This is a genomic window from Mycobacterium sp. TY815 (assembly GCF_030755135.1).
Lineage (GTDB): Bacteria > Actinomycetota > Actinomycetes > Mycobacteriales > Mycobacteriaceae > Mycobacterium.
Window position 1 is genome coordinate 505,359 of record NZ_JAUFRX010000003.1, and the last position, 18,909, is coordinate 524,267.

At 65.9% G+C, this 18,909-nt stretch carries 17 protein-coding genes; 14 read left to right on the forward strand and 3 right to left on the reverse strand.

What is annotated here, in order from left to right:
- The first annotated feature begins 110 nt into the window (after positions 1 to 110).
- The 5 genes from hsaA (at position 111) to QXK92_RS28220 (ending at position 4,456) form a co-directional block, all read left to right on the forward strand.
- Positions 111 to 1,295: a 3-hydroxy-9,10-secoandrosta-1,3,5(10)-triene-9,17-dione monooxygenase oxygenase subunit gene (gene hsaA / locus QXK92_RS28200; RefSeq protein ID WP_306247311.1), complete on the forward strand. Its 1,185-nt coding sequence runs from the start codon at positions 111 to 113 to the stop codon at positions 1,293 to 1,295.
- Positions 1,292 to 2,167, forward strand: coding sequence for a 4,5:9,10-diseco-3-hydroxy-5,9,17-trioxoandrosta-1(10),2-diene-4-oate hydrolase (gene hsaD, locus QXK92_RS28205; protein WP_306247313.1), 876 nt, complete (start codon positions 1,292 to 1,294; stop codon positions 2,165 to 2,167). Before hsaA ends, hsaD begins: the two co-directional genes overlap by 4 nt.
- Positions 2,164 to 3,066 carry an iron-dependent extradiol dioxygenase HsaC gene (gene hsaC, locus QXK92_RS28210; RefSeq protein ID WP_306247315.1) on the forward strand — a complete coding sequence of 301 codons (903 nt, stop codon included), beginning with the start codon at positions 2,164 to 2,166 and terminating at the stop codon, positions 3,064 to 3,066. Before hsaD ends, hsaC begins: the two co-directional genes overlap by 4 nt.
- A gap of 9 nt (positions 3,067 to 3,075) precedes the next feature.
- Positions 3,076 to 3,642 (forward strand): 3-hydroxy-9,10-secoandrosta-1,3,5(10)-triene-9,17-dione monooxygenase reductase subunit, encoded by a 567-nt coding sequence (hsaB, locus tag QXK92_RS28215; RefSeq protein WP_306247317.1) that lies wholly within the window; start codon positions 3,076 to 3,078, stop codon positions 3,640 to 3,642.
- Positions 3,643 to 3,847: 205 nt separating this feature from the next.
- Positions 3,848 to 4,456, forward strand: a complete 609-nt coding sequence (locus QXK92_RS28220) for a hypothetical protein (RefSeq protein ID WP_306247319.1) — start codon at positions 3,848 to 3,850, stop codon at positions 4,454 to 4,456.
- A 67-nt stretch (positions 4,457 to 4,523) separates the two neighbouring features.
- Here QXK92_RS28220 and QXK92_RS28225 read toward each other — a convergent pair whose 3' ends face one another.
- Complete coding sequence (locus tag QXK92_RS28225) at positions 4,524 to 6,266, reverse strand: GMC oxidoreductase (RefSeq protein ID WP_306247320.1); 1,743 nt, start codon at positions 6,264 to 6,266, stop codon at positions 4,524 to 4,526.
- A gap of 378 nt (positions 6,267 to 6,644) precedes the next feature.
- On the opposite strand from QXK92_RS28225, the gene QXK92_RS28230 reads away from it, so the two are divergent.
- The 9 genes from QXK92_RS28230 to QXK92_RS28270 are packed head-to-tail and all read left to right on the forward strand — an operon-like array spanning position 6,645 to position 15,213.
- Positions 6,645 to 7,529, forward strand: coding sequence for an MlaE family ABC transporter permease (locus QXK92_RS28230; protein ID WP_371934316.1), 885 nt, complete (start codon positions 6,645 to 6,647; stop codon positions 7,527 to 7,529).
- Positions 7,530 to 7,540: 11 nt separating this feature from the next.
- Positions 7,541 to 8,413 carry an MlaE family ABC transporter permease gene (locus QXK92_RS28235; RefSeq protein WP_371934332.1) on the forward strand — a complete coding sequence of 291 codons (873 nt, stop codon included), beginning with the start codon at positions 7,541 to 7,543 and terminating at the stop codon, positions 8,411 to 8,413.
- Between the two features lie 6 nt (positions 8,414 to 8,419).
- Positions 8,420 to 9,409, forward strand: a complete 990-nt coding sequence (locus QXK92_RS28240) for an MlaD family protein (protein WP_306247322.1) — start codon at positions 8,420 to 8,422, stop codon at positions 9,407 to 9,409.
- On the forward strand, positions 9,406 to 10,422 hold the full coding sequence (locus QXK92_RS28245) for an MlaD family protein (RefSeq protein ID WP_306247324.1): 1,017 nt from the start codon (positions 9,406 to 9,408) through the stop codon (positions 10,420 to 10,422). The genes QXK92_RS28240 and QXK92_RS28245 overlap by 4 nt, the downstream gene beginning before the upstream one ends.
- A 44-nt stretch (positions 10,423 to 10,466) precedes the next feature.
- Positions 10,467 to 11,423, forward strand: a complete 957-nt coding sequence (locus QXK92_RS28250; RefSeq protein ID WP_306247326.1) for an MlaD family protein — start codon at positions 10,467 to 10,469, stop codon at positions 11,421 to 11,423.
- Position 11,424: 1 nt separating this feature from the next.
- Positions 11,425 to 12,549, forward strand: a complete 1,125-nt coding sequence (locus QXK92_RS28255) for an MlaD family protein (protein ID WP_306247327.1) — start codon at positions 11,425 to 11,427, stop codon at positions 12,547 to 12,549.
- On the forward strand, positions 12,546 to 13,550 hold the full coding sequence (locus QXK92_RS28260; RefSeq protein WP_306247329.1) for an MlaD family protein: 1,005 nt from the start codon (positions 12,546 to 12,548) through the stop codon (positions 13,548 to 13,550). The genes QXK92_RS28255 and QXK92_RS28260 overlap by 4 nt, the downstream gene beginning before the upstream one ends.
- Complete coding sequence (locus QXK92_RS28265) at positions 13,547 to 14,512, forward strand: MlaD family protein (RefSeq protein ID WP_306247331.1); 966 nt, start codon at positions 13,547 to 13,549, stop codon at positions 14,510 to 14,512. Before QXK92_RS28260 ends, QXK92_RS28265 begins: the two co-directional genes overlap by 4 nt.
- Positions 14,509 to 15,213, forward strand: coding sequence for a hypothetical protein (locus QXK92_RS28270; RefSeq protein WP_306247333.1), 705 nt, complete (start codon positions 14,509 to 14,511; stop codon positions 15,211 to 15,213). The genes QXK92_RS28265 and QXK92_RS28270 overlap by 4 nt, the downstream gene beginning before the upstream one ends.
- A 108-nt stretch (positions 15,214 to 15,321) precedes the next feature.
- On the opposite strand, the gene QXK92_RS28275 is transcribed toward QXK92_RS28270, so the two are convergent.
- Both QXK92_RS28275 and QXK92_RS28280 read right to left on the reverse strand, forming a co-directional pair.
- Positions 15,322 to 15,768, reverse strand: coding sequence for a hypothetical protein (locus QXK92_RS28275; protein WP_306247335.1), 447 nt, complete (start codon positions 15,766 to 15,768; stop codon positions 15,322 to 15,324).
- Positions 15,769 to 15,875: 107 nt separating this feature from the next.
- Positions 15,876 to 18,905 (reverse strand): serine/threonine-protein kinase, encoded by a 3,030-nt coding sequence (locus tag QXK92_RS28280; protein WP_306247337.1) that lies wholly within the window; start codon positions 18,903 to 18,905, stop codon positions 15,876 to 15,878.
- Positions 18,906 to 18,909: the final 4 nt, after the last annotated feature.

An 18,909-nucleotide genomic window follows, 5' to 3' on the forward strand; every position in this document is an offset into this window, starting at 1 on the left:
ATAGAAAACCCGATTCGCATCTCTACCAGCCGCAGGAATACCCTGCTCGACACAAATCGGAACGTGTTCTAGTCTTTGTGTAAGTCGGCACTCCCAGGAGGCATACGTCAGTGACCACTATTCAACAGCGTGATGCGCAGACGGTCCTAGCTGCCATCGATGATCTGCTGCCGCGGATCCGGGAGCGCGCCCAGGCCACCGAAGATCGGCGCCGCCTGCTGGACGAGACGGTGCAGGAACTGGACGAGGTCGGTTTCTTCACCCTGCTGCAGCCCGAGCAGTGGGGCGGCCTGCAGTGCGAACCCGCACTGTTCTTCGAGGCCGTGCGCCGGCTGGCCAGTGCCTGCGGGTCCACCGGCTGGGTCAGCTCGATCCTCGGGGTGCACAACTGGCACATGGCGCTGTTCGACCAGCAGGCCCAGGAAGAGGTCTGGGGCGACGACTCCCGGACGCGCATCTCCTCGTCTTATGCGCCGATGGGCGCCGGAGTCGTCGTCGACGGCGGCTACCTGGTCAACGGGGCGTGGAACTGGTCCTCCGGCTGTGACCACGCCACCTGGGCCTTCCTCGGCGGACCGGTGATCAAGGACGGACGCCCTGTCGACTTCGGCAGCTTCCTGATCCCCCGCTCCGAGTACCGCATCGACGACGTGTGGCACGTCGTCGGTCTGAAGGGCACCGGCAGCAACACCGTGGTCGTCAAGGATGTCTTCGTGCCCCGGCACCGCTTCCTGTCGTACAAGGCGATGAACGACGGCACCGCCGGTGGTTACCAGACCAACACCGCGCCGGTCTACAGAATGCCTTGGGGCACAATGCACCCCACCACCATTTCGGCACCGATCGTGGGCATGGCCTACGGGGCCTACGAGGCGCACGTCGAGCACCAGGGCAAGCGGGTGCGTGCGGCGTTCGCCGGCGAGAAGGCCAAGGACGACCCGTTCGCCAAGGTGCGCATCGCCGAGGCGGCCAGTGACATCGACGCCGCATGGCGTCAGTTGCGCGGCAACGTCGCCGAAGAGTTCGAGCTCTTGCAGGCCGGCAGGGAGATCCCGTTCGAACTGCGTGCCCGCGCCCGGCGCGACCAGGTGCGCGCCACCGGGCGCGCGATCGCCTCGATCGATCGGCTGTTCGAGGCCTCCGGTGCCACCGCCCTTGCCAGTGACGCACCGGTGCAACGCTTCTGGCGTGACGCGCACGCCGGCCGGGTGCACGCCGCCAACGACCCCGAGCGGGCCTACGTAATCTTCGGGAACAACGAGTTCGGGCTGCCGCCCGGCGACACGATGGTATGACCGCCACCGCAGAAGTCACGTTCGAATCCACTTCGCGCACTGCGGAAGTCGACGTCGACGGGCCGCTGAAGCTGCACTATCACGAAGCCGGCGTCGGTAACGACCAGGCGGTGGTGCTGCTGCACGGCGGCGGTCCGGGCGCGTCGAGCTGGTCGAACTTCTCCCGCAACATCGCGGTGCTCGCCGAGCGGTTCCACGTGCTGGCGGTCGACCAGCCGGGCTACGGGCACTCCGACAAGCGGGCTGAGCACGGGCAGTTCAATCGCTACGCGGCCCGCGCCCTCAAGGGCCTCTTCGACCAGCTGGAGCTGGGACGCGTTCCGCTGGTGGGTAATTCACTCGGCGGCGGCACCGCGGTGCGGTTCGCGCTGGACTACCCGGACCGGGCCGGCAAGCTGGTCCTGATGGGCCCCGGTGGTCTGAGTGTCAACCTGTTCGCACCCGACCCCACCGAGGGGGTCAAGCGGCTGGGCAAGTTCTCCATGGAGCCCACCCGGGACAACCTCGAGGCGTTCCTGCGGGTCATGGTGTACGACCAGAAGCTGATCACCCCCGAGCTGATTGACCAGCGCTTCGAGCTGGCCAGCACGCCGGAGTCGCTGCAGGCGACCCGGGCGATGGGCATGTCGTTCTCCGGCGCCGACTTCGAGCTCGGCATGATGTGGCGCGAGGTGTACAAGCTGCGCCAGCCGGTGCTGCTGATCTGGGGTCGCGAAGACCGGGTCAACCCGCTGGACGGGGCCCTGGTCGCGCTGAAAACGATTCCGCGGGCGCAGTTGCACGTGTTCGGGCAGTGCGGGCACTGGGCTCAGGTGGAGAAGTTCGACGAGTTCAACAAGCTGACCATCGATTTCTTAGGAGGTGCGAGATGAGCATCCGGTCACTGGGCTATCTGCGCATCGAGGCCACCGACATGGCCGCCTGGCGCGACTACGGCCTGAAGGTGCTCGGCATGGTCGAAGGCAAGGGGACGGTCGAGGGGGCGCTCTACCTTCGCATGGACGACTTTCCGGCCCGGCTGGTGATCGTCCCGGGCGAGCAGGACCGACTGGCCGAAGCCGGCTGGGAATGCGCCAATGCCGAAGGCCTGCAAGAGATCCGGAAGCGGCTGGAGGTGGAGGGCACCCCGTACAAGGAAGCCACCGCCGCCGAACTCGCCGAACGGCGGGTGGACGAATTGATTCTGTTCAACGACCCGTCCGGCAACCCACTGGCCGTCTTCCACGGCGCCGCCCTGGAACACCGTCGCGTGGTCAGCCCCTACGGGCACAAGTTCGTCACCGAGGAGCAGGGCCTGGGTCACGTGGTGCTGACCACCCGCGACGACGCCGAGGCGCTGCACTTCTACCGGGACGTGCTGGGCTTCAGGCTGCGCGACTCGATGCGGATGCCACCGCAGGTGGTCGGCCGGCCCGCCGACGGGGCGCCGGCCTGGCTGCGCTTCTTCGGCTGCAACCCCCGGCACCACTCGCTGGCCTTCCTGCCGATGCCGACGCCGTCGGGCATCGTGCACCTGATGGTCGAAGTGGAGAACTCCGACGACGTGGGGCTGTGCCTGGACCGCGCGCTGCGCCGCAAGGTGCCGATGTCGGCCACTCTGGGCCGGCACGTCAACGACCTGATGCTGTCCTTCTACATGAAGACACCGGGCGGCTTCGACGTCGAATTCGGTTGCGAAGGAAGGAAAGTCCAGGACGACGACTGGATTGCGCGGGAGAGCACCGCGGTGAGCCTGTGGGGTCACGACTTCACCGTCGGCATGCGTGGCTAGCCTCGAGGAATGACTGCTGCGCCGATTGACCCGCGCGCATTCCGCACCGTGCTGGGTCAGTTCTGCACCGGGATCACCATCATCACGACGGTGCACGACGACGTGCCGATCGGCTTCGCATGCCAGTCGTTCGCCGCGCTGTCGCTGGATCCGCCCCTGGTGTTGTTCTGCCCCACCAAGGTCTCGCGGTCCTGGCAGGCCATCGAGGCCAGCGGCCGTTTCTGCGTCAACGTGCTCACCGAGGCGCAAAAGCACGTCTCGGCCCGTTTCGGATCCAGGGAACCCGACAAGTTCGCTGGAATCGATTGGCGCCCTTCGGAACTCGGTTCGCCCATCATCGAGGGGTCGCTGGCCTACATCGACTGCACGGTGGCGTCGGTGCACGACGGCGGCGATCACTTCGTGGTGTTCGGCGCTGTCAACTCCCTCTCTGAAGTGCCCGCGGTCAAACCGCGCCCATTGCTGTTCTATCGGGGCTCCTATACCGGAATTGAGCCGGACAAGACGACACCGGCCCAGTGGCGCGACGATCTGGAAGCATTTTTGACGACAACCACGGACGACACCTGGCTTTGATCGGCGTTTGTCGATCAGCTTTACACTGGCCGCGCAAAACGCCTTTCGCGACAAATAGTTCTACTTTCGCGACAAAAAAGTTTCACTTTCGACAAATATGTCTTTTTATGAAATATGTTCCAATTCTGCTGTGGCGGGGTTAACATCTGGGCCATTGCGCTCCGCCAGACGACCTGTGGGTCCCGTCAGAGATAAGGGTTATGAAATGTCAATCGAAGCAGCCGAATCCCGGGTATCTGAACTGCGAAACCGGGAGGCGGCAGACGAGGCCTGGCAGTGGATCGTCGATCTGAAAGAACAAGCGAAGTCAGACAGCGCAGGCGCGGCCGCGCAGCTGGACGCGATCTTCCGCAAGGGAACACCGCCGGGCGACCTCGACGGGCCCACGGACGGCATCCTGGTGATGACCACCACCAATCCGCTCGTCGACGCCGCCGCCCGCTTCGTCACCAACCTGTGGATGCCGTGGCAGGGTAAGCGGTTCGACCTGACGGCCGGCACCGGTGACAACCGGATGACCTCCAGTTCGAAGCTGCCGTCGAAGCTGCTGTGGCCGCTCTACAAGATGAAGGACGCCGCCGACGGCAAGCTCGCCTTCGATTTCAAGACGTATCAGGACGCCGGCAAGCTGGACCCGGACGTGCAGGTCATGGTCATCGACTACGCCGACGTCAAGGAGAACCCTTACGTCATCATCCGCAGCATCCGGGACGAGCTGGTCGAGGTGGTGCCGGGCACCTACCTGGGCAAGATCCTGTTCCGCCTGCCGCGCGACCACTACGAGATGATCGGCTTCTTCGCGCTGCGCGCCTGACGGCCAAACAACAAAGCCGGCCGGGGAGGTCACGACCTCCCCGGCCGGCTTTTGGCGTCCGGGCTGCTCAGGCGCGGTCGTCGCCCTCGATGTCGGGGTCGTAGCCGGGCAGGCCGAGGTCTTCACGCATCAGCTCGGCCACCCGCTCGGCGAACATCGAAATGGTCAGGAACGGGTTGACCCCGATGGCGCGCGGGATCACCGACGCGTCGCACACGTAAAGCCCGTCGTAGGTGCCGCCGTCCGGCCGGAACACCCGCCCGGCGTGGTCGACAACGCCGGCGTCGACGTTGTCCGCGGTGGTGCAACCCCCCATCGGATGGGCGGTGATCAGGTGCTTGCCCAGGAACCGCTTGTCCCAGCGCGGATTCTTGATGTAAGTGCCGCCGATGGCTTCTACGGCCGGCCGCATGACGTCGTCCACGTCCTTGTAGACGAGCTCGGTCGGGGCGCCGGGCCAGTCGACCTTGACGGTGCCGTTCTTGCGGAGCACCAGCTCGCCGTCGGAATTGTCGTGAACCATGATCAGGAAGCCGAGCGAGTGGTTCATTGCCCCGTCTGTGTTGAACGTGATGTCGCGGCGCCAGCGGTCGAGCTTGGCCATGCGGTAGTCGCGGTAGCTGGTCGCTGCCAATCCCATCAGCCCGAACCGGAAGCTGTCGATCAGCGCGCGGGGCAACGAAAGATCCTGCACGGTGAACCGTTTACGCAGGTCGGACTGGTCGACGCCGAAGCGCATCGCGGCGGTGATGCTGGGCCCGCAGGCCAGCAGCGAGCGCGGTGGCCCATCGGTGGTGGCCCAGGTCTGGGTGTCGGTCTGCATGTCGGTGTTGTAGGCGATGCCGAAGTTGTCACCGTTGCCGCTGAAGTTCTTGCCCAGCCGGGTGGACAGCTGCAGCCCGGCCTTGCCCGAGCGCAGCATGATCCCGTTGGACCCGATGGTCCCCGCGGACACCACGACGTGCCGGGCGATGACGGCCGTGGCCTTGCCGTTCTTGCCGTCGGTGCGACGGGTGACCACGCGCCACCGGCCGTCGTCGGTCGGTTCGACGTGTTGTGCCTCGATACCGGCGAACAACTCGACGCCGAAGTGGGCGGCCATGGGCAGGTAGTTGGTCATCAGGGTGTTCTTCGACCCGGTGTTGTCGCCCGTGCCGTCGCCGCCGTGGTTGGGGCAGCGCCGGCGCTGCACTCCGTATCTGGTGACGCGATCCTCGGTGCTGACGGTGAGGTTGAGCAGCTGAAGCTGGGCCCCGGCGTTCTTGGCGATCTGGGTGAAGGCATCCACCCGCCGCAGCGGCACGTTCTCGGCATACGGCACGGCGCCGAGCATGCGCCGGGCCCGGCCGTAATACTCTTCGAGCCCGCCGACTCCCTCCCGTTCCTGCTCGACCAGCCGCTGAAACTCCTTCGGCCACGATGCTTGGAACACTTCACGGTCCGGCACGATCGCCACGTTGAAGTTGATCAGTGAGGTGCCACCCAGGCCGTTCGCGTGGATGACGTCGATGGTCTTGAAACGTTCGAGTTCGATCAGTCCCAGCGGGTTCAGCGATGAACGCAACTCGGCTGCCGCCGCCTTCTCGGTTTCCGGGAAGGTGCCGGTCGGATGCTCGGCGCCACGCTCCAGGACCGCGATGCTGAGCTTGCCGCCCGCCCGGGCATTGGCCACCCCGAGTCGGGCGGCGGTGATGGCGCCGCCGTAGCCGGAGCCGAGAATCACCACGTCATACTCGGCGCGGAGTGCATCGGCGGGTGAGGCGAGAGATGCGGCGGGTTGTGCGGCCGTTCGGGAGGGCGATGCCACCATTACGGCAACCTCCAATGTCTTGGGTCGGTAAATGTAGCGCAGCCTAAACCCGCGGCGGCCGGTATACCACGGTTCCCCGGAAATTGGTCGGAAATCTTTTCAGGCTTGACGCGCCGCCGTTTATGAGCGACGGATCGTCCGCGCGTAAATGAACTTTACATCTGAATTCAGCGCCCCTTGTCAAACGCGTAGACACCCCATTTGCAGGGTCTGAAGAAAATAACGTTCAGGCCTCGCTTTCATAACGGTCGCTGTGTAGTGTGCGAAACCACCAACAACGTCAGTTGGCTGTCAACCCTTCATCTGCTCCCGGGGAACCGTCATGTCTTTTTCGTCTGTCTACGCGGCTGCGCTCGGCGCGCGGGAGGGCACGGCACGGTGAATCCGGTCATCGAGGCACCAGCTCCGTCCGTCGCGTCCGCCCCGCCCGCCCTGCCTCGACGCAGCACTTCGCGGGTCGTCCGCAGTGGGCGCCGAATTGCGCGCAAGGCCGACGGATCGCTGCAGACGCTGGGACGCTTCTTCGAATTGTCGGTGCAGTCCGCGGTCTATCTCATCGCGGATCTGTTCCGGCTACGTCACCCGTGGCGGGACACGCTGCACCAGGCCGCCTTCATCGTCAGCGTCACCGCGATCCCCGCGCTGCTGATCTCCATCCCGTTCGGAGTCATCGTCGCGGTCCAGGTGGGCAGCGTCATCCAGCAGGTCGGTGCGACGTCGATCTCCGGAGCGGCCGGCGGCCTCGGCGTCATCCGGCAGGCTGCGCCGATCGTCGCCGCTCTCCTGCTGGGGGGTGCGGCCGGCGCCGCCGTCACCACCGATTTGGGCGCGCGCAGCATCCGGGACGAGGTCGACGCGCTGCGCGTGATGGGCATCGACCCGGTGCAGCGCCTGGTCACCCCGCGGCTGGCGGCGATGATCCTGGTCGCGCCGTTCCTGTGCGTCTTCATCATCTTCATGGGGCTGTCGGCCGGCTACGTGATCAATGTGGCCTTCCAGTCCGGCACCCCCGGCAGCTACATCGCGTCGTTCGGATCATTCGCCACCACAGGCGATCTGGTGGTGGCGCTGCTGAAAACCTGGCTCTTCGGTGTGATCGTCACGCTCATCTCCTGCCAGCGCGGGCTGGAGGCCAGGGGTGGCCCGCGCGGGGTAGCTGACGCGGTGAACGCCTCCGTCGTGCTGGGTGTGGTCTCGGTCTTCCTGCTCAACCTGGTGATCACCGAGCTGGTCACCACGCTGATGCCGACGAAGGTGGGCTGATGGCAGGGTATGTGGCAAAGCCGTCCAGTTACCGCCCGGGCGGGATTGGCCTGGCGCTGCGCGTGCCGTTGAGCGTGGCCTATCGGGGCCTGTCGCTCTTCGAGCGGTTGGGGCATCAGGCCAGCTTCCTGATCCTGGCGCTTGGCGCGATACCGCGGACCGTGACCCGGTACCGGCGTCACACCGGTGCCATCCTCGTCGACATGATCTGGGGCAACGGATCTTTGATCGTCGGCGGCGGGACGGTTGGCGTGCTGGTGTTCATGGGCGCCGCGATCGGCGCGTCGGTCGGCATCGAGGGCTATGCCGCGCTGGACATGGTCGGCATGGGCCCGCTGACCGGCTTCATCTCCGCCTACGCCAACACCCGCGAGATGGCTCCGATGATCGCGGCGATCGGATTCGGTGCCCAGGCGGGCACCCGGATGACCGCCGAGATCGGCTCCATGCGGATCTCCGAGGAAATCGATGCCCTTGAGGTGCAGGGTATTTCGTCGATCCCCTACGTGGTGACTCCCCGCGTGATCGCGGGCATCATCACCATCGTCCCGCTCTACCTGATGTCGCTGGTGCTGAGTTACGTGTTCTGCTCACTGGTGGTGAATGTGGTGCACCACCAGTCGTCGGGCACCTACTATCACTACTTCGACGCCTTCATCCAACCGTCCGATGTGCTGCTCTCGGTGGTCAAGGCCGCCATCTTCGTGCTGTTGATCGTGGCAATCCATTGCTACGAGGGCTATTACGCGGCCGGGGGGCCGGAGGGAGTCGGCCAGGCCTCGGGCCGCGCGATCCGGGCCAGCCTGATCTCGGTGGTCGTCGCCGACATGGTGCTGACGTTGGTGTTCTGGGGCAACAATCCGGGCCTGCGGTTGTCGGGGTAGCACATGATGATTCGAGATCTGGTCGCGCGACGCGCGACCGTAGCCACCCTGAGAATCCGGGGCCTGGTGGTCGCCGGGGTGTTGACCCTGGTGGGCACGGTGCTCTACCAGACCGCCCAGGGCACCTACGACGACACCTTCAAGCTCACGGTGATCGCCAACACGATCGGCGAGGGCCTGGCGCCCGGCGCCGAGGTCAAGTTCCACGGCCTGGCCATCGGCTCGGTGAAGGAGCTGGAGTCGGTCGGCTACAACCGGCAGCGGATGACGGTGGTACTCGACCCGCACCAGGCCGCGGCGCTGACCACCGATACCAAAGCCAGGTTCACCTCGTCGAACGTATTCGGCACGGCCGCGGTCGAACTCGTCAGCGACGGCAACGGTCCTGCGCTGCGGTCGAACCAGACCCTGGTGATGAGTGCCGACGTGCAGGCAGCATCGATCACCGGGCTGTTGCGTCAGGGCCTGAAGCTGAGCCGCAGTTTCGATAACCCCGAATTCGACCATGTCATCGAGGTGCTGCGCCGGCACGCCGACGTCGTCGAGCCGCTGGCCAGGGCCGGATCGGATCTGGCGAAGATCATCGCCGACACCGACACCATGCCTGTCGCCCAGTCGCTTTCGGTGCTGGCATCGTTCGTGACCGGCTTGGGTGACGCGATTCCGCTGGTCGGGCTGAGCACCAACCTGGTGGACGGGCTGACTCCGCTGGTGGGTCCCGGTGGTGTCGAGCGCACCAACCTGGTCTTCGGGCAGACCGGGCAACTGCTGGTCGATGTCGGCCGGCTGGCCGGGGAGAACAACACCTGGATCATCCAGTTGGTCAACGCGATCATGAATGTCGGCATACCGGCGTCGTTCGCCGCCGGAAGCCTGGCACCCGCCTATGACCGGCTCTTCAGCCTGGTCGATCGCGCGGACGGTGCGCTGACAGTGGTCGACGGCCAGGTCCGGCTGCGTACTGAAGTCTCCCTGGACGGGGGGCCGCACCGATGAGGAAGCTGGCCAGGCCGGTGTTCTGGCTGACGGTGTTCACCGCGGTCGCCACCGTGTGCGCGGTGCTGCTGCTCACCGCGCTGCGCAGTCCGGTCAACGGTGCGGTCTCGCACTATTCGGCGACGTTCACCGACGTCTCCGGCCTGGACGTCGGCAACGACGTCCGCATCTCCGGAGTGCAGGTCGGCAAGGTGGAGCAGATCACGCTCGAAGGGCGCACTGCCCGAGTGCAATTCAGTGCGCTCAACGAACACCCGTTGTACCGCAACACCATTGCGGCCGTGCGTTATCAGAACCTGCTGGGTCAGCGCTACGTGGAGTTGGTGCAGACGTCCTCCTCAGCTGAACGGGCCGGGCAGCGACTGCCCAACGGCGCAGCCATCCCGGTGGGGCAGACGGTACCTTCGTTCGACATCACCAAACTCTTCAACGGTTTCCGTCCGGTGTTCCAGACGCTGGATGCGGCACAGCTCAATCAGTTCGGTGAGAATCTGCTACGGCTCATCCAGGGCGACGACACCGGAATCGGGCCGGTGCTCCGTGATCTCGACGCCATCTCCAAGTACGCCGTCAATCGGCAGGCCGTCATCACCCTGCTACTGCACAACCTCAGCGACCTGTCGCACGATCTCGGCGGCAAGTCGCAGCAGCTGTTCGAACTCATCAACGCGCTCAACGGCGCGCTGGCCACTTTCACGTCCAAGGCTGAGCAGTTCCGCACCTCGATCGACATCGAGTTGCCGATGTTGCGCAGCCTGGTCCGGGTCTTGCAGACCGCTGAACGCGGTTTCGACGGGTCGACGTCGCCGCTGTACGGATTGGCTACCCGACTATTCCCGCAGACACCCACCGTGATCGCCGGGCTGTCCCTGACCCCCACGCTCATTCAGGGGCTGCGCGACTCCCTGGTCGACGACGAGCGCCCAGCGTTCGCCTGTTCCAACGGCGAGGTGCGGCTGCCGGGCATCGGCGAAGTGTCCTTCGCGCAACAGGATCTGGTGGTGTGCCGATGATAGGCATCCGTAGACGCCGGGTTCTCGACGATCGCGGTGAAGCTGTGCGCAACCGCCGGCTGGGCATCGTGGGTGTGTTCGCGATCGTGGTTGCCCTGGTCACCACCGGGCTGGCGTACGTCAATCCGGCAGGGCAGGCCGGCTACACGGCGCACGCGGGGACGTCGGGCGGGGTGCGCGTCGGTGATGAGGTCCGTATCGCCGGTGTCCCGGTGGGCAAGGTGACCGCGGTCCGGTTGAGCCGGACGCTGGTGGAGATGACATTCGACGTCGATCGCGAGGTGGTGGTCGGACGCGATTCGACACTGGACATCCGGTTGTTGACGCCACTGGGCGGTCATTACCTGGCCCTCGATCCCCAGGGCAGTACGCCATTGGGCCACAACGTCATTCCGCCGCAGCGGGTCAAGACGCCGTTCGAGGGCAACGACATCATCCAGGCCGTGACCCCGTTTCTGCGGGATGTCAACGGACAGGTCATCCATGACACGTTCACCGAACTCGCCAACGCGACCAACAAGTACCCCGATGCGCTGCGCGAGATCCTGCAGTCTGCCAATGAGTTGACCGGATCCTTGAGCAAAATGAGTGGTGATTTCCACCGTGGACTGGATTTCGTCAACGATGCGGCGAGCGCCTTCGCTTCGGGACGTGAGCAACTCACCGCCCTGATCGAGCAGTTCGCATTGGTCGGGCAGCGCTACACCACCAAGTCGGTCGACATCGTCGAATTCTTCACGCTCCTCGGCGAGTTGACCCGCATCATCGACCGGGTCATGGTGTTCTACAACCGCGAGTTGGCGCCGTCGATCAACGGCATCGACGACATCATCACCGCACTGGTGGCGCACCCGGAGCGGGTCGGCAAGGCCAGCGAGGGCCTTTCCCAGATCGTCAATGTGATGCTGCCGATGCTGCAGGGACACGGCGTCGTCGTAGACCAGAGCAACCGGGTGGTGCAGGCCCCGGTCTGTCTGCCCAACATGGTGAAGCAGTGCTGACATGAACAAGAAATCCACCTGGATCGGTGCCGCCTTGTTCGCCGTGGTCGTCGGGATCGTGGCCGCCGCGGTCACCGGTGCCAAAGCGATGGCGCCGGAAACGAGGGCGCTGTGCGCCGAATTCAGCGATGCGGTAGGGCTTTACCCCGGTAACAAGGTGCAGTTGCTGGGCATCGACGTGGGTTCGGTGACAGCGATCGCCAACAAGCCCGACTACGTCCAGGTGGACTTCACCGTGCCGGGTGATCTCGAATTGCCGGCCGATGTGGGGGCGCTCACCTACTCGCAGTCGATTGTCGCCGACCGGCACGTCGAGCTCACCAAGCCCTACGCCGGTGGCCCGAAGTTTTCTGGTGCCCAGTGCATCAGGCTGGAATCCACCAAGACGCCGATCAGCGTCAGTCAAACCTTCTCCGCCGTCGACAAACTCGCGGGCACCATCCTGGGAGATGGGCCGGATCCGGCGAAAGCGCCTGGTGCCCAAGCGATCAATCAGAGCCTGGCGGCATTGAGCCGTTCGCTGGAGGGCACCGGCCCACAGACCAACCAGACGTTGCGCAATCTCGTCGCCCTGGTGGGGGACCCCGACCATGCCGATGCCGAGTACCGGCAACTGCTGTCCAACAGCGAGGTTTTGACCTCCGACCTGCTCGCGCACTGGGATACCTTCACCACCGTGTTGCAGACCCTGCCGGAGAGCCTGCGCATGATCGAGGGCCTGTCCAACGGGTTCGGTTCGGCGCTCGCGCATCTCGCGCACTCCTTACCCTTGCTGGTCGACGCGCTGAACCGGTTCGGGCCCAGGGCGTACAACAACATCGGCGACAAGCTGATCCCGTGGCTCAGGGATGTCCTGACCGCATACACCCCCCAGATCGTGGGTTTCATCAACGCGTTGCCGCCGGTCACCAATTGGGTTGCGTCGCAGTATCAGCCGGCCTGGGGATCGCACCGTGTCACCTACCTACCACCGCAGGTGGCGATGTCGCCGTCGCAGGCCAGCACGATCTGCAGCGTGCTGCGGCAGCGCAATGTGCCGGGCGCCGAGGACGCGTGCGCACCCGGTGCGAACTCTGATTCGGTCACCCTGGGGATGACCGACCTCCTGCTCGGGGCGGCGTCATGACCAGGCGTTGGCTTGCCGCGTTGTCGCTGGCGCTGGCGTGCCTGCTCTCGGGTTGTTCGCTCGATCCGGCCCGGCTACCGGTGCCCGGAGCGTACGTGCCGGCCGGTAAGTACACCGTCAAGATCGAATTCTCGAGTGTGCTGAATCTTCCGGCGCGCGCCAAAGTGGACCTCGGTGGTGTCCAGGTGGGTGTGCTGGACCGCGTCCAATTGGTAGGCAGCACGGCGGTCGCCTACGTCGACGTCGACAACAGCGTCAAACTGCCCCAGAACACGCGGGCGGAGTTGCGGCAGGCGACAGTGTTGGGGGACATCTACATCGCGTTGTTGCCGGCTGAGACCCCGGCGCCAGGTCACCTGCATAACGGCGACACCATACCGCTGCGCAACACCGTGCCGTCCGACAACGTCGAGGACATCCTGCGCTCGGTGTCGACTCTGGTGTCGGGCGGGTCGCTGAACACGTTGGAAGAATCAGTCGTCAACTTCAACAAAGCATTTTCCAAGGACCCGGCCGAGCTGGACCGGATGCGTCAGAAGCTGTCCGGAATGCTGCGCGACCTGGCCGCCAACGAGGACAAGATCGACGAAATCCTGGGCAGCACAGAGCGTGTCAGCAATGACCTGCTGGCCGAAACCGGTGCTTTCGACCGCTTGATCAACGAGGGGCCGGTGCGTCTGCGGGCGATGTCGGCGGTGCTGCCGAGCATCGTCCAACTGCTGGTGTGCGCGCAGGATCTGGGCCGCTACGGCGGCGAGTTGCTGGTACCGAACACACCCGACTTCCTGCAGATGCTGTCCTACATCACGCCGACGGTACGGACGATCGCGTCGGCCGACACGTCGCTGCCGGCGATGGCCGACAAGATGGTCGCGCTGATCCGCGACAAGCTGATCCCGTTCTACAGCAACGGTGGTCCGCGACTGAGCGTGTCGGTCAGCCCCGGTGCGAGGGCGGACGAGGCGATAGCCGCAATGCGGACGATGGGGATGCTGCCATGAAATTCAATGCCGCCGTCACCGTGGTGATTCTCGCGGTCGCGACGCTGCTGGGCGCGGGATATCTGACATTCGGAGTGCTCAAGGCGGAGCCGACCGCCCAGCGCACCCGGCTGACGCTGCTGCTCGACAATTCCGGTGGGTTGATGCCGACCTCGCAGGTGACGATGCGCGGCATCCGGGTTGGCAAAGTGACCGGGATCCGCACCACCGCAAGTGGATTGAAGGTGTCGATCGACCTCGACCAGGGGCATCCGATTCCCGCCGACAGCGCGATCAGCATCCAGAACCTGTCGCTGGTCGGCGAGCAGTACATCGACTTCACCCCGAAACACCTTGCCCCGCCCTATTTCAGCGACGGCACCGTGATCCCCGCCGAACGGGTGGCTTCCGCGGTCACGGTGAGCGACCTGCTCAACAAGGCCAATGCGCTGCTCTCGGTGCTCAACCCGACGCACGTCAACAATATTGTCGGTACCGTTTCGCAGGTGTTCGCCGGCAACGACGCCGCCATCGACTCACTGGCCACCACCGCGGCCGGGGCAGCCAAGATCGAACGCGACAACAAGCAGATACTCGCCACGCTCTTCGGCAACCTGGCCACACTGACCACCGACATCAGCGACCAGGACGTCGGTGGCGTGCTCAGTCGCAGCGGCAGACTGCTGCCGAGCTCAATCTTGGCGCTGGCCAAGCTGACTCGCGAGGTCGACACGTATGCCCACAGCGCCGACGGCGTGTTCGCCCCCGGCGCCCCCGTTCCCACCCTGGTCGCCAACCTCAAGCAATATCTCGACATGTTGTCGGGGCCGCTGAGTACCTTTGCGGCGGCTTTGGAACCGGCGACCGCACCGTTACGGGGCTTCAAGGTCGATGCGGGGCACTTCGTCGACGTGTGGGAGTCGACTTTCAGCGATGCAGGCGGAGTCCGCGTGCAGGTGAGCGTCCCGGAAGGAAACCGATGAGCAACACGTTGATCGACGAAGACGAGACCACGGAGACCACGGAGGCCACGAAGGCCACCGAGGCCAGCCAGGACACCGAGGCCACCGAGGACACCGGGGCCAGCCAGGACACCGGGGCCGCTGAGTCTGATCCACCGAACCGGTTGCGCACCAAGCGGTTCTGGGTGCTCGCGCTGGCTGTGATCGCGGCTCTCGCGGGTGGCTGGTTCGGATTCGACAAGTACCGGACCGTGGCCGGTGAACTGGCCGCCGTGCGTCAGGCCGACTCCGACCGCGACGCCGCGGCCAAGCTTGCCAAGGATTACGCGCTGAAGTCGCTGACCTACACCTTCGAGGACCCCGACGCCTTCTTCCGTTCGGTAGAAGACGGTGTGTCACAGACGCTGAAGGACAAGTACGTCAACGCCACCGATCTGCTCAAGGGCATCATGACGCAGGCGCAGGTCACCTCGACGGGTGAAGTGCTCGCCACCGACGCGGTAGCCCAGCCCGGGCAGGTGTATCAGGTGGTGGTGTCGGCCGCACAGACGACCCGCAACCTGCAGAACCCGAAGTCGCGGGTATCGGTGATCTTGTTGCAGGTCACCGTCAACAAGGTGGGCGACCATTGGCAGGTCTCCGACATCGGGCCGAAGACGGGCAGTCACGCCGGCGCTGACCCGGTCGGCCCGCTGAACCCCGGGCCGCCGCCGGGGCGCTAAGGGGGCGGATCCACCAGGGCGCCCCCGGTACAAACAGCTTTCGGGCCGCCAGCCGAACGGGAGCTGCGGAAAACTCCCGTTCCGGCTGACGGCCCGGTGCCGGAGAGGCTAGGTGCGCGCCCCGCGGTAATGGTCGGTGTCGTCGTAGGAACCTTCGCGGGTGACGACCGCGTCCTGGGCCTGGGACTGTTCGGCGCGCTCGAGCCGGGTGTTCGGGTCGATGGTGTCGGCGCGCTTCCATTGCTCATCGAGCTGCTCGCGCGACGTCGCGGCCTCACTCTGATGGGCGGCCGCGCGGTCCTGCAGACGTTTTGCTTCGGCGGCCTTGGCCTCCGCCTCGGCCTGCGCGGCGCGGGCCCGCGCCGCCGTTTCCTCGGCCAGCGCTTCCCTACGCTCGACGCGGGCAGACTCCACTCTGGCCTGTTCGCGGATCTCCTCGGCCTGCTGGATCTGGCGACGCCGTTTTGCCTTGGTGGACACGACGATCAGTGCGACGATCACCGCGATAATCACCAGTGCGGCAACCACGATCAGGACGATATTGCTGGTACTCATGGTGAGCTCCATTGCTAGGGCGGTTTGCTGTTGTGCCGTGGCCGTCCGGAGGGCCGTCTGGAGCGGATCCCCATATTCCACAGAAATAAAACAAGCCCTGAGCAGTGCTACATGAAGTCCAGTGCCTCCACCGTCGCCGTGCCGCCCTCATGTGACGGCCGGTTGGCCCCGCCGATCACGTAGATCGTGTGGCCGACGGTCGCCACCGCCTCGCCGTGGCGCGCCGTCGGCATCGGCGGCAACGTCGACCATTTGCCGTCGGCGATGTCATACGCCTCCACCACGGCCAGCACCTGTGTCGGCTCCTCACCGCCGACCGCGACCACGCGGCCGTCGATGAACGTGGCGCCGTAACTTCCGCGCGGGGTCGGCATGTCGACCAATTTCGTCCAGGCGTCCGCTTGCGGGTCGTACCGCTCGAACGCCGCCGAGTTCTTGTCGGCCGACAGGAACCGGCCGCCCACGGTGTAGACGTAGGTGCCGTCGGACACCGCCGCGAGGTGCTCGCGCGGGGTCGGCATCTTGGCCGCGTCCTTCCACGACGTGCCGTCGAACACCTCGGTCTGCTGCACCAGTTGCTTGGCGTTCTGTCCGCCCACGACCACGAGCTTGTCGCCGACCACCGCGGCCGCCGGTGCGGCCCGGGCGTGGGTCAGGCTCGGCAACTCGACCCAGCTACCGCCCCGCAACGCGAAGACCCTGTTGGAGGCATCGGCGATATTGTCGCTCGCACCGCCGAGCACCACGACCTCGTTGCGGTACGTGGCCGCCGCCGCGTGGTGCAGCGGTATGGGCAGGGGTGGCCCGGTCTCCCAGACCCCGCTGCGCGGGTCATAACTTTCGACCGTGGTCAGAACCGATCCGTTGTACAAGCCGCTGATCAGCCAGATCTTGTCGCCCTGCACCGTCCACGCCATCATCAGCCGCGGACTCTTCGCGTCCGGCAGCGTGCGCCATTGCGCGGCGGGCTGCGTCTTGCGTGCCGGCAGGGTGAGCGCCTCGGCCGCGGACACCACCTGCTGATCGCCCGGCCCGGTGGCGCCGCCGATCGCATACACCGTCTTCTCCACGGCGGCGACCGCCATTCCGTGCCGCGCGGTCGCCATGTCCGGCAACCCGTCCCAGGTCTTGGCCATCAAGTCGAACACCGACACACTTTTGAGGACCTCGCCCCCGGACAGACCACCGACCGCCACCAATCGTCCGTCGGCGATCGCGACACCGAGATCGCTGCGCGGCCGCGGGAGCGGCGGCAACGTCGACCACGTCTTCGCGTCCGGGTCGTAGGCCTCGACGGCGGCCGAGTCGGTGCTCCCGCTGGAGCCGCCGACCACGTACATCAGCTTGCCGTTGGTGGCGGCGGCAAGCATCTGGCGCGGCGTAGGCAGCGGAGCGCCCAGCGACCAGGAATTGCCGTCGAAGATCTCGGTCGTGTTCAGCAGCGCGCCACTGGCGTCCACTCCGCCGGTGACGACGATCCGGTCGCCGATTACCGCCGCGGCCGCGGCTGCGCGGGGTTGCAGCAGGTGCGGCAGCTCGACCCAATGGCTGTTCACCACTCGCCAAACCTGGTCAGTGGCAACGGGTTTGGCGCCGGTCGTCTTCCAGCCGCCGAGCACGACCGGGTTGCCCTGCCAGGTCACCGCCATGGCGCGCTGAACGGGAGCGGGCAGGTCGTCGCCGCCCTTCCATTCGTCGATGGCCGGGTCGTACCCTTCGTGACGTCCGGTGACGTTGCCGTCGCTGCCGACGCCGCCGAAAATCCATATGGTGCCGTCCGATTGCGTGGTCGCCGCTGCGTCGCGCGCGATGCGCGCATTGGTGATCGCCTTCCACTGGACCGGTGCCTGGGTCCGCGACTGGCTCGAGGCGCTGGTCTTCTTGTCGTCGCCCGACACCGCGAGGAAGACGCCGCCGGCGACCAACAGCAGCACCACCAGCACCGCCGCGCCGATCAGCAGCAGATTCTTGCGGTTGGCGGGTTTGGTGGGGGGTGTGGTCGGGGTCGGCGTCACCATCGCCTGAGTGTGGGTGCCGTGCGCGTCGCGCAGGATCCGCGCGGCCTCGGCCGGGTTGCTCGTGATGGCGGGATCCGAAGCCGGCGGGGGGATCGACCGGCTGATCGCGGACGTGGGGCCTTCGTCCCGTCCCGGGGGCGGGATCTCCCGCGTCATTCCCGTGGCCGCCGGGGGAGTGACCGAGACACCCGGCGCCGCGACCGACGTGCGCCCGGTGTTGTCCCCCACGCTGGTGATCGCCATCGAGTCGGGCTTCAACCCGCTGGCGCGCTGGGCGGCCTGCAGTTCCCGTCCGAAGGCCTCCGCCGATGCCGGCCGCTGCTCCGGGTCCACCGACATCGCGTGCTCGATCGCTGAGCACACCGCATCGGGGATGCCGTCGGGCCGCATGTCCGGGATGCCGGTGGAGCTGATCCGCAGGTACTGCGCGATCAGGTCCTCGCCTTTGCGTCGTTCGTGCGCGGCGTTGCCGGCGATCAGCGCATAGATGGTGGCGCCCAGCGAGTAGATGTCCGCGGCCACCGTGGCCGGATTGCCGGTCATGACTTCCGGGGCGGTGTAGTCGATGGTGCCGGAGAAGAACCCGGTCGCCGTCTCGTATCCGCCTTCGATGTGGGCGATGCCGAAGTCGCTCAGCTGGGGCTCGCCGTAATCATTGATCAGTACGTTCGCGGGCTTGATGTCGCGGTGCAGGGTGCCGTTGCGGTGTGCGGTTTCCAGTGCCCCGCAGAGCTTCACCCCGATGCGCAGCGCCTCCGGCCAGGGCACCGGCCCCTCCTGACGCAGCCGGACCGCGAGGGAATCAGCGGCGTGATAGGGCATCACGATGTATGGCCGATTGCTCACCGTCATCCCGACCCGCAGGATGTGCACGATGTTCGGATGTCCGGAGAGCCCGCCCATCGCGTAACCCTCGCGCAGAAACCGCTCCCTGCTCTCCTGGTCGAAGTGCGACGGCAGGACCTTGACCGCGACGTGTCGCCCGAGGGCCGTCTCGTAGCAGCGGTAGATCACGCCTGCGCCGCCGCGGCCCACCTGCCGTGCGTCCTCGAAGCCAGCGGCGGTCAGCTCGTCGGCGAGGCCGCCTGAAACTGGCGCGCCGTCGGTTTCTTCAGGCATGTAT

Coding starts and splice junctions, on each gene's coding strand:
- hsaD (WP_306247313.1), top strand. CDS start 1,292: ATGACCGCCACCGCAGAAGTCACGTTCGAATCCACTTCGCGCACTGCG.
- hsaC (WP_306247315.1), top strand. CDS start 2,164: ATGAGCATCCGGTCACTGGGCTATCTGCGCATCGAGGCCACCGACATG.
- hsaB (WP_306247317.1), top strand. CDS start 3,076: ATGACTGCTGCGCCGATTGACCCGCGCGCATTCCGCACCGTGCTGGGT.
- QXK92_RS28220 (WP_306247319.1), top strand. CDS start 3,848: ATGTCAATCGAAGCAGCCGAATCCCGGGTATCTGAACTGCGAAACCGG.
- QXK92_RS28225 (WP_306247320.1), bottom strand. CDS start 6,266: ATGGTGGCATCGCCCTCCCGAACGGCCGCACAACCCGCCGCATCTCTC.
- QXK92_RS28240 (WP_306247322.1), top strand. CDS start 8,420: ATGATTCGAGATCTGGTCGCGCGACGCGCGACCGTAGCCACCCTGAGA.
- QXK92_RS28245 (WP_306247324.1), top strand. CDS start 9,406: ATGAGGAAGCTGGCCAGGCCGGTGTTCTGGCTGACGGTGTTCACCGCG.
- QXK92_RS28255 (WP_306247327.1), top strand. CDS start 11,425: ATGAACAAGAAATCCACCTGGATCGGTGCCGCCTTGTTCGCCGTGGTC.
- QXK92_RS28260 (WP_306247329.1), top strand. CDS start 12,546: ATGACCAGGCGTTGGCTTGCCGCGTTGTCGCTGGCGCTGGCGTGCCTG.
- QXK92_RS28265 (WP_306247331.1), top strand. CDS start 13,547: ATGAAATTCAATGCCGCCGTCACCGTGGTGATTCTCGCGGTCGCGACG.
- QXK92_RS28270 (WP_306247333.1), top strand. CDS start 14,509: ATGAGCAACACGTTGATCGACGAAGACGAGACCACGGAGACCACGGAG.
- QXK92_RS28275 (WP_306247335.1), bottom strand. CDS start 15,768: ATGAGTACCAGCAATATCGTCCTGATCGTGGTTGCCGCACTGGTGATT.
- QXK92_RS28280 (WP_306247337.1), bottom strand. CDS start 18,905: ATGCCTGAAGAAACCGACGGCGCGCCAGTTTCAGGCGGCCTCGCCGAC.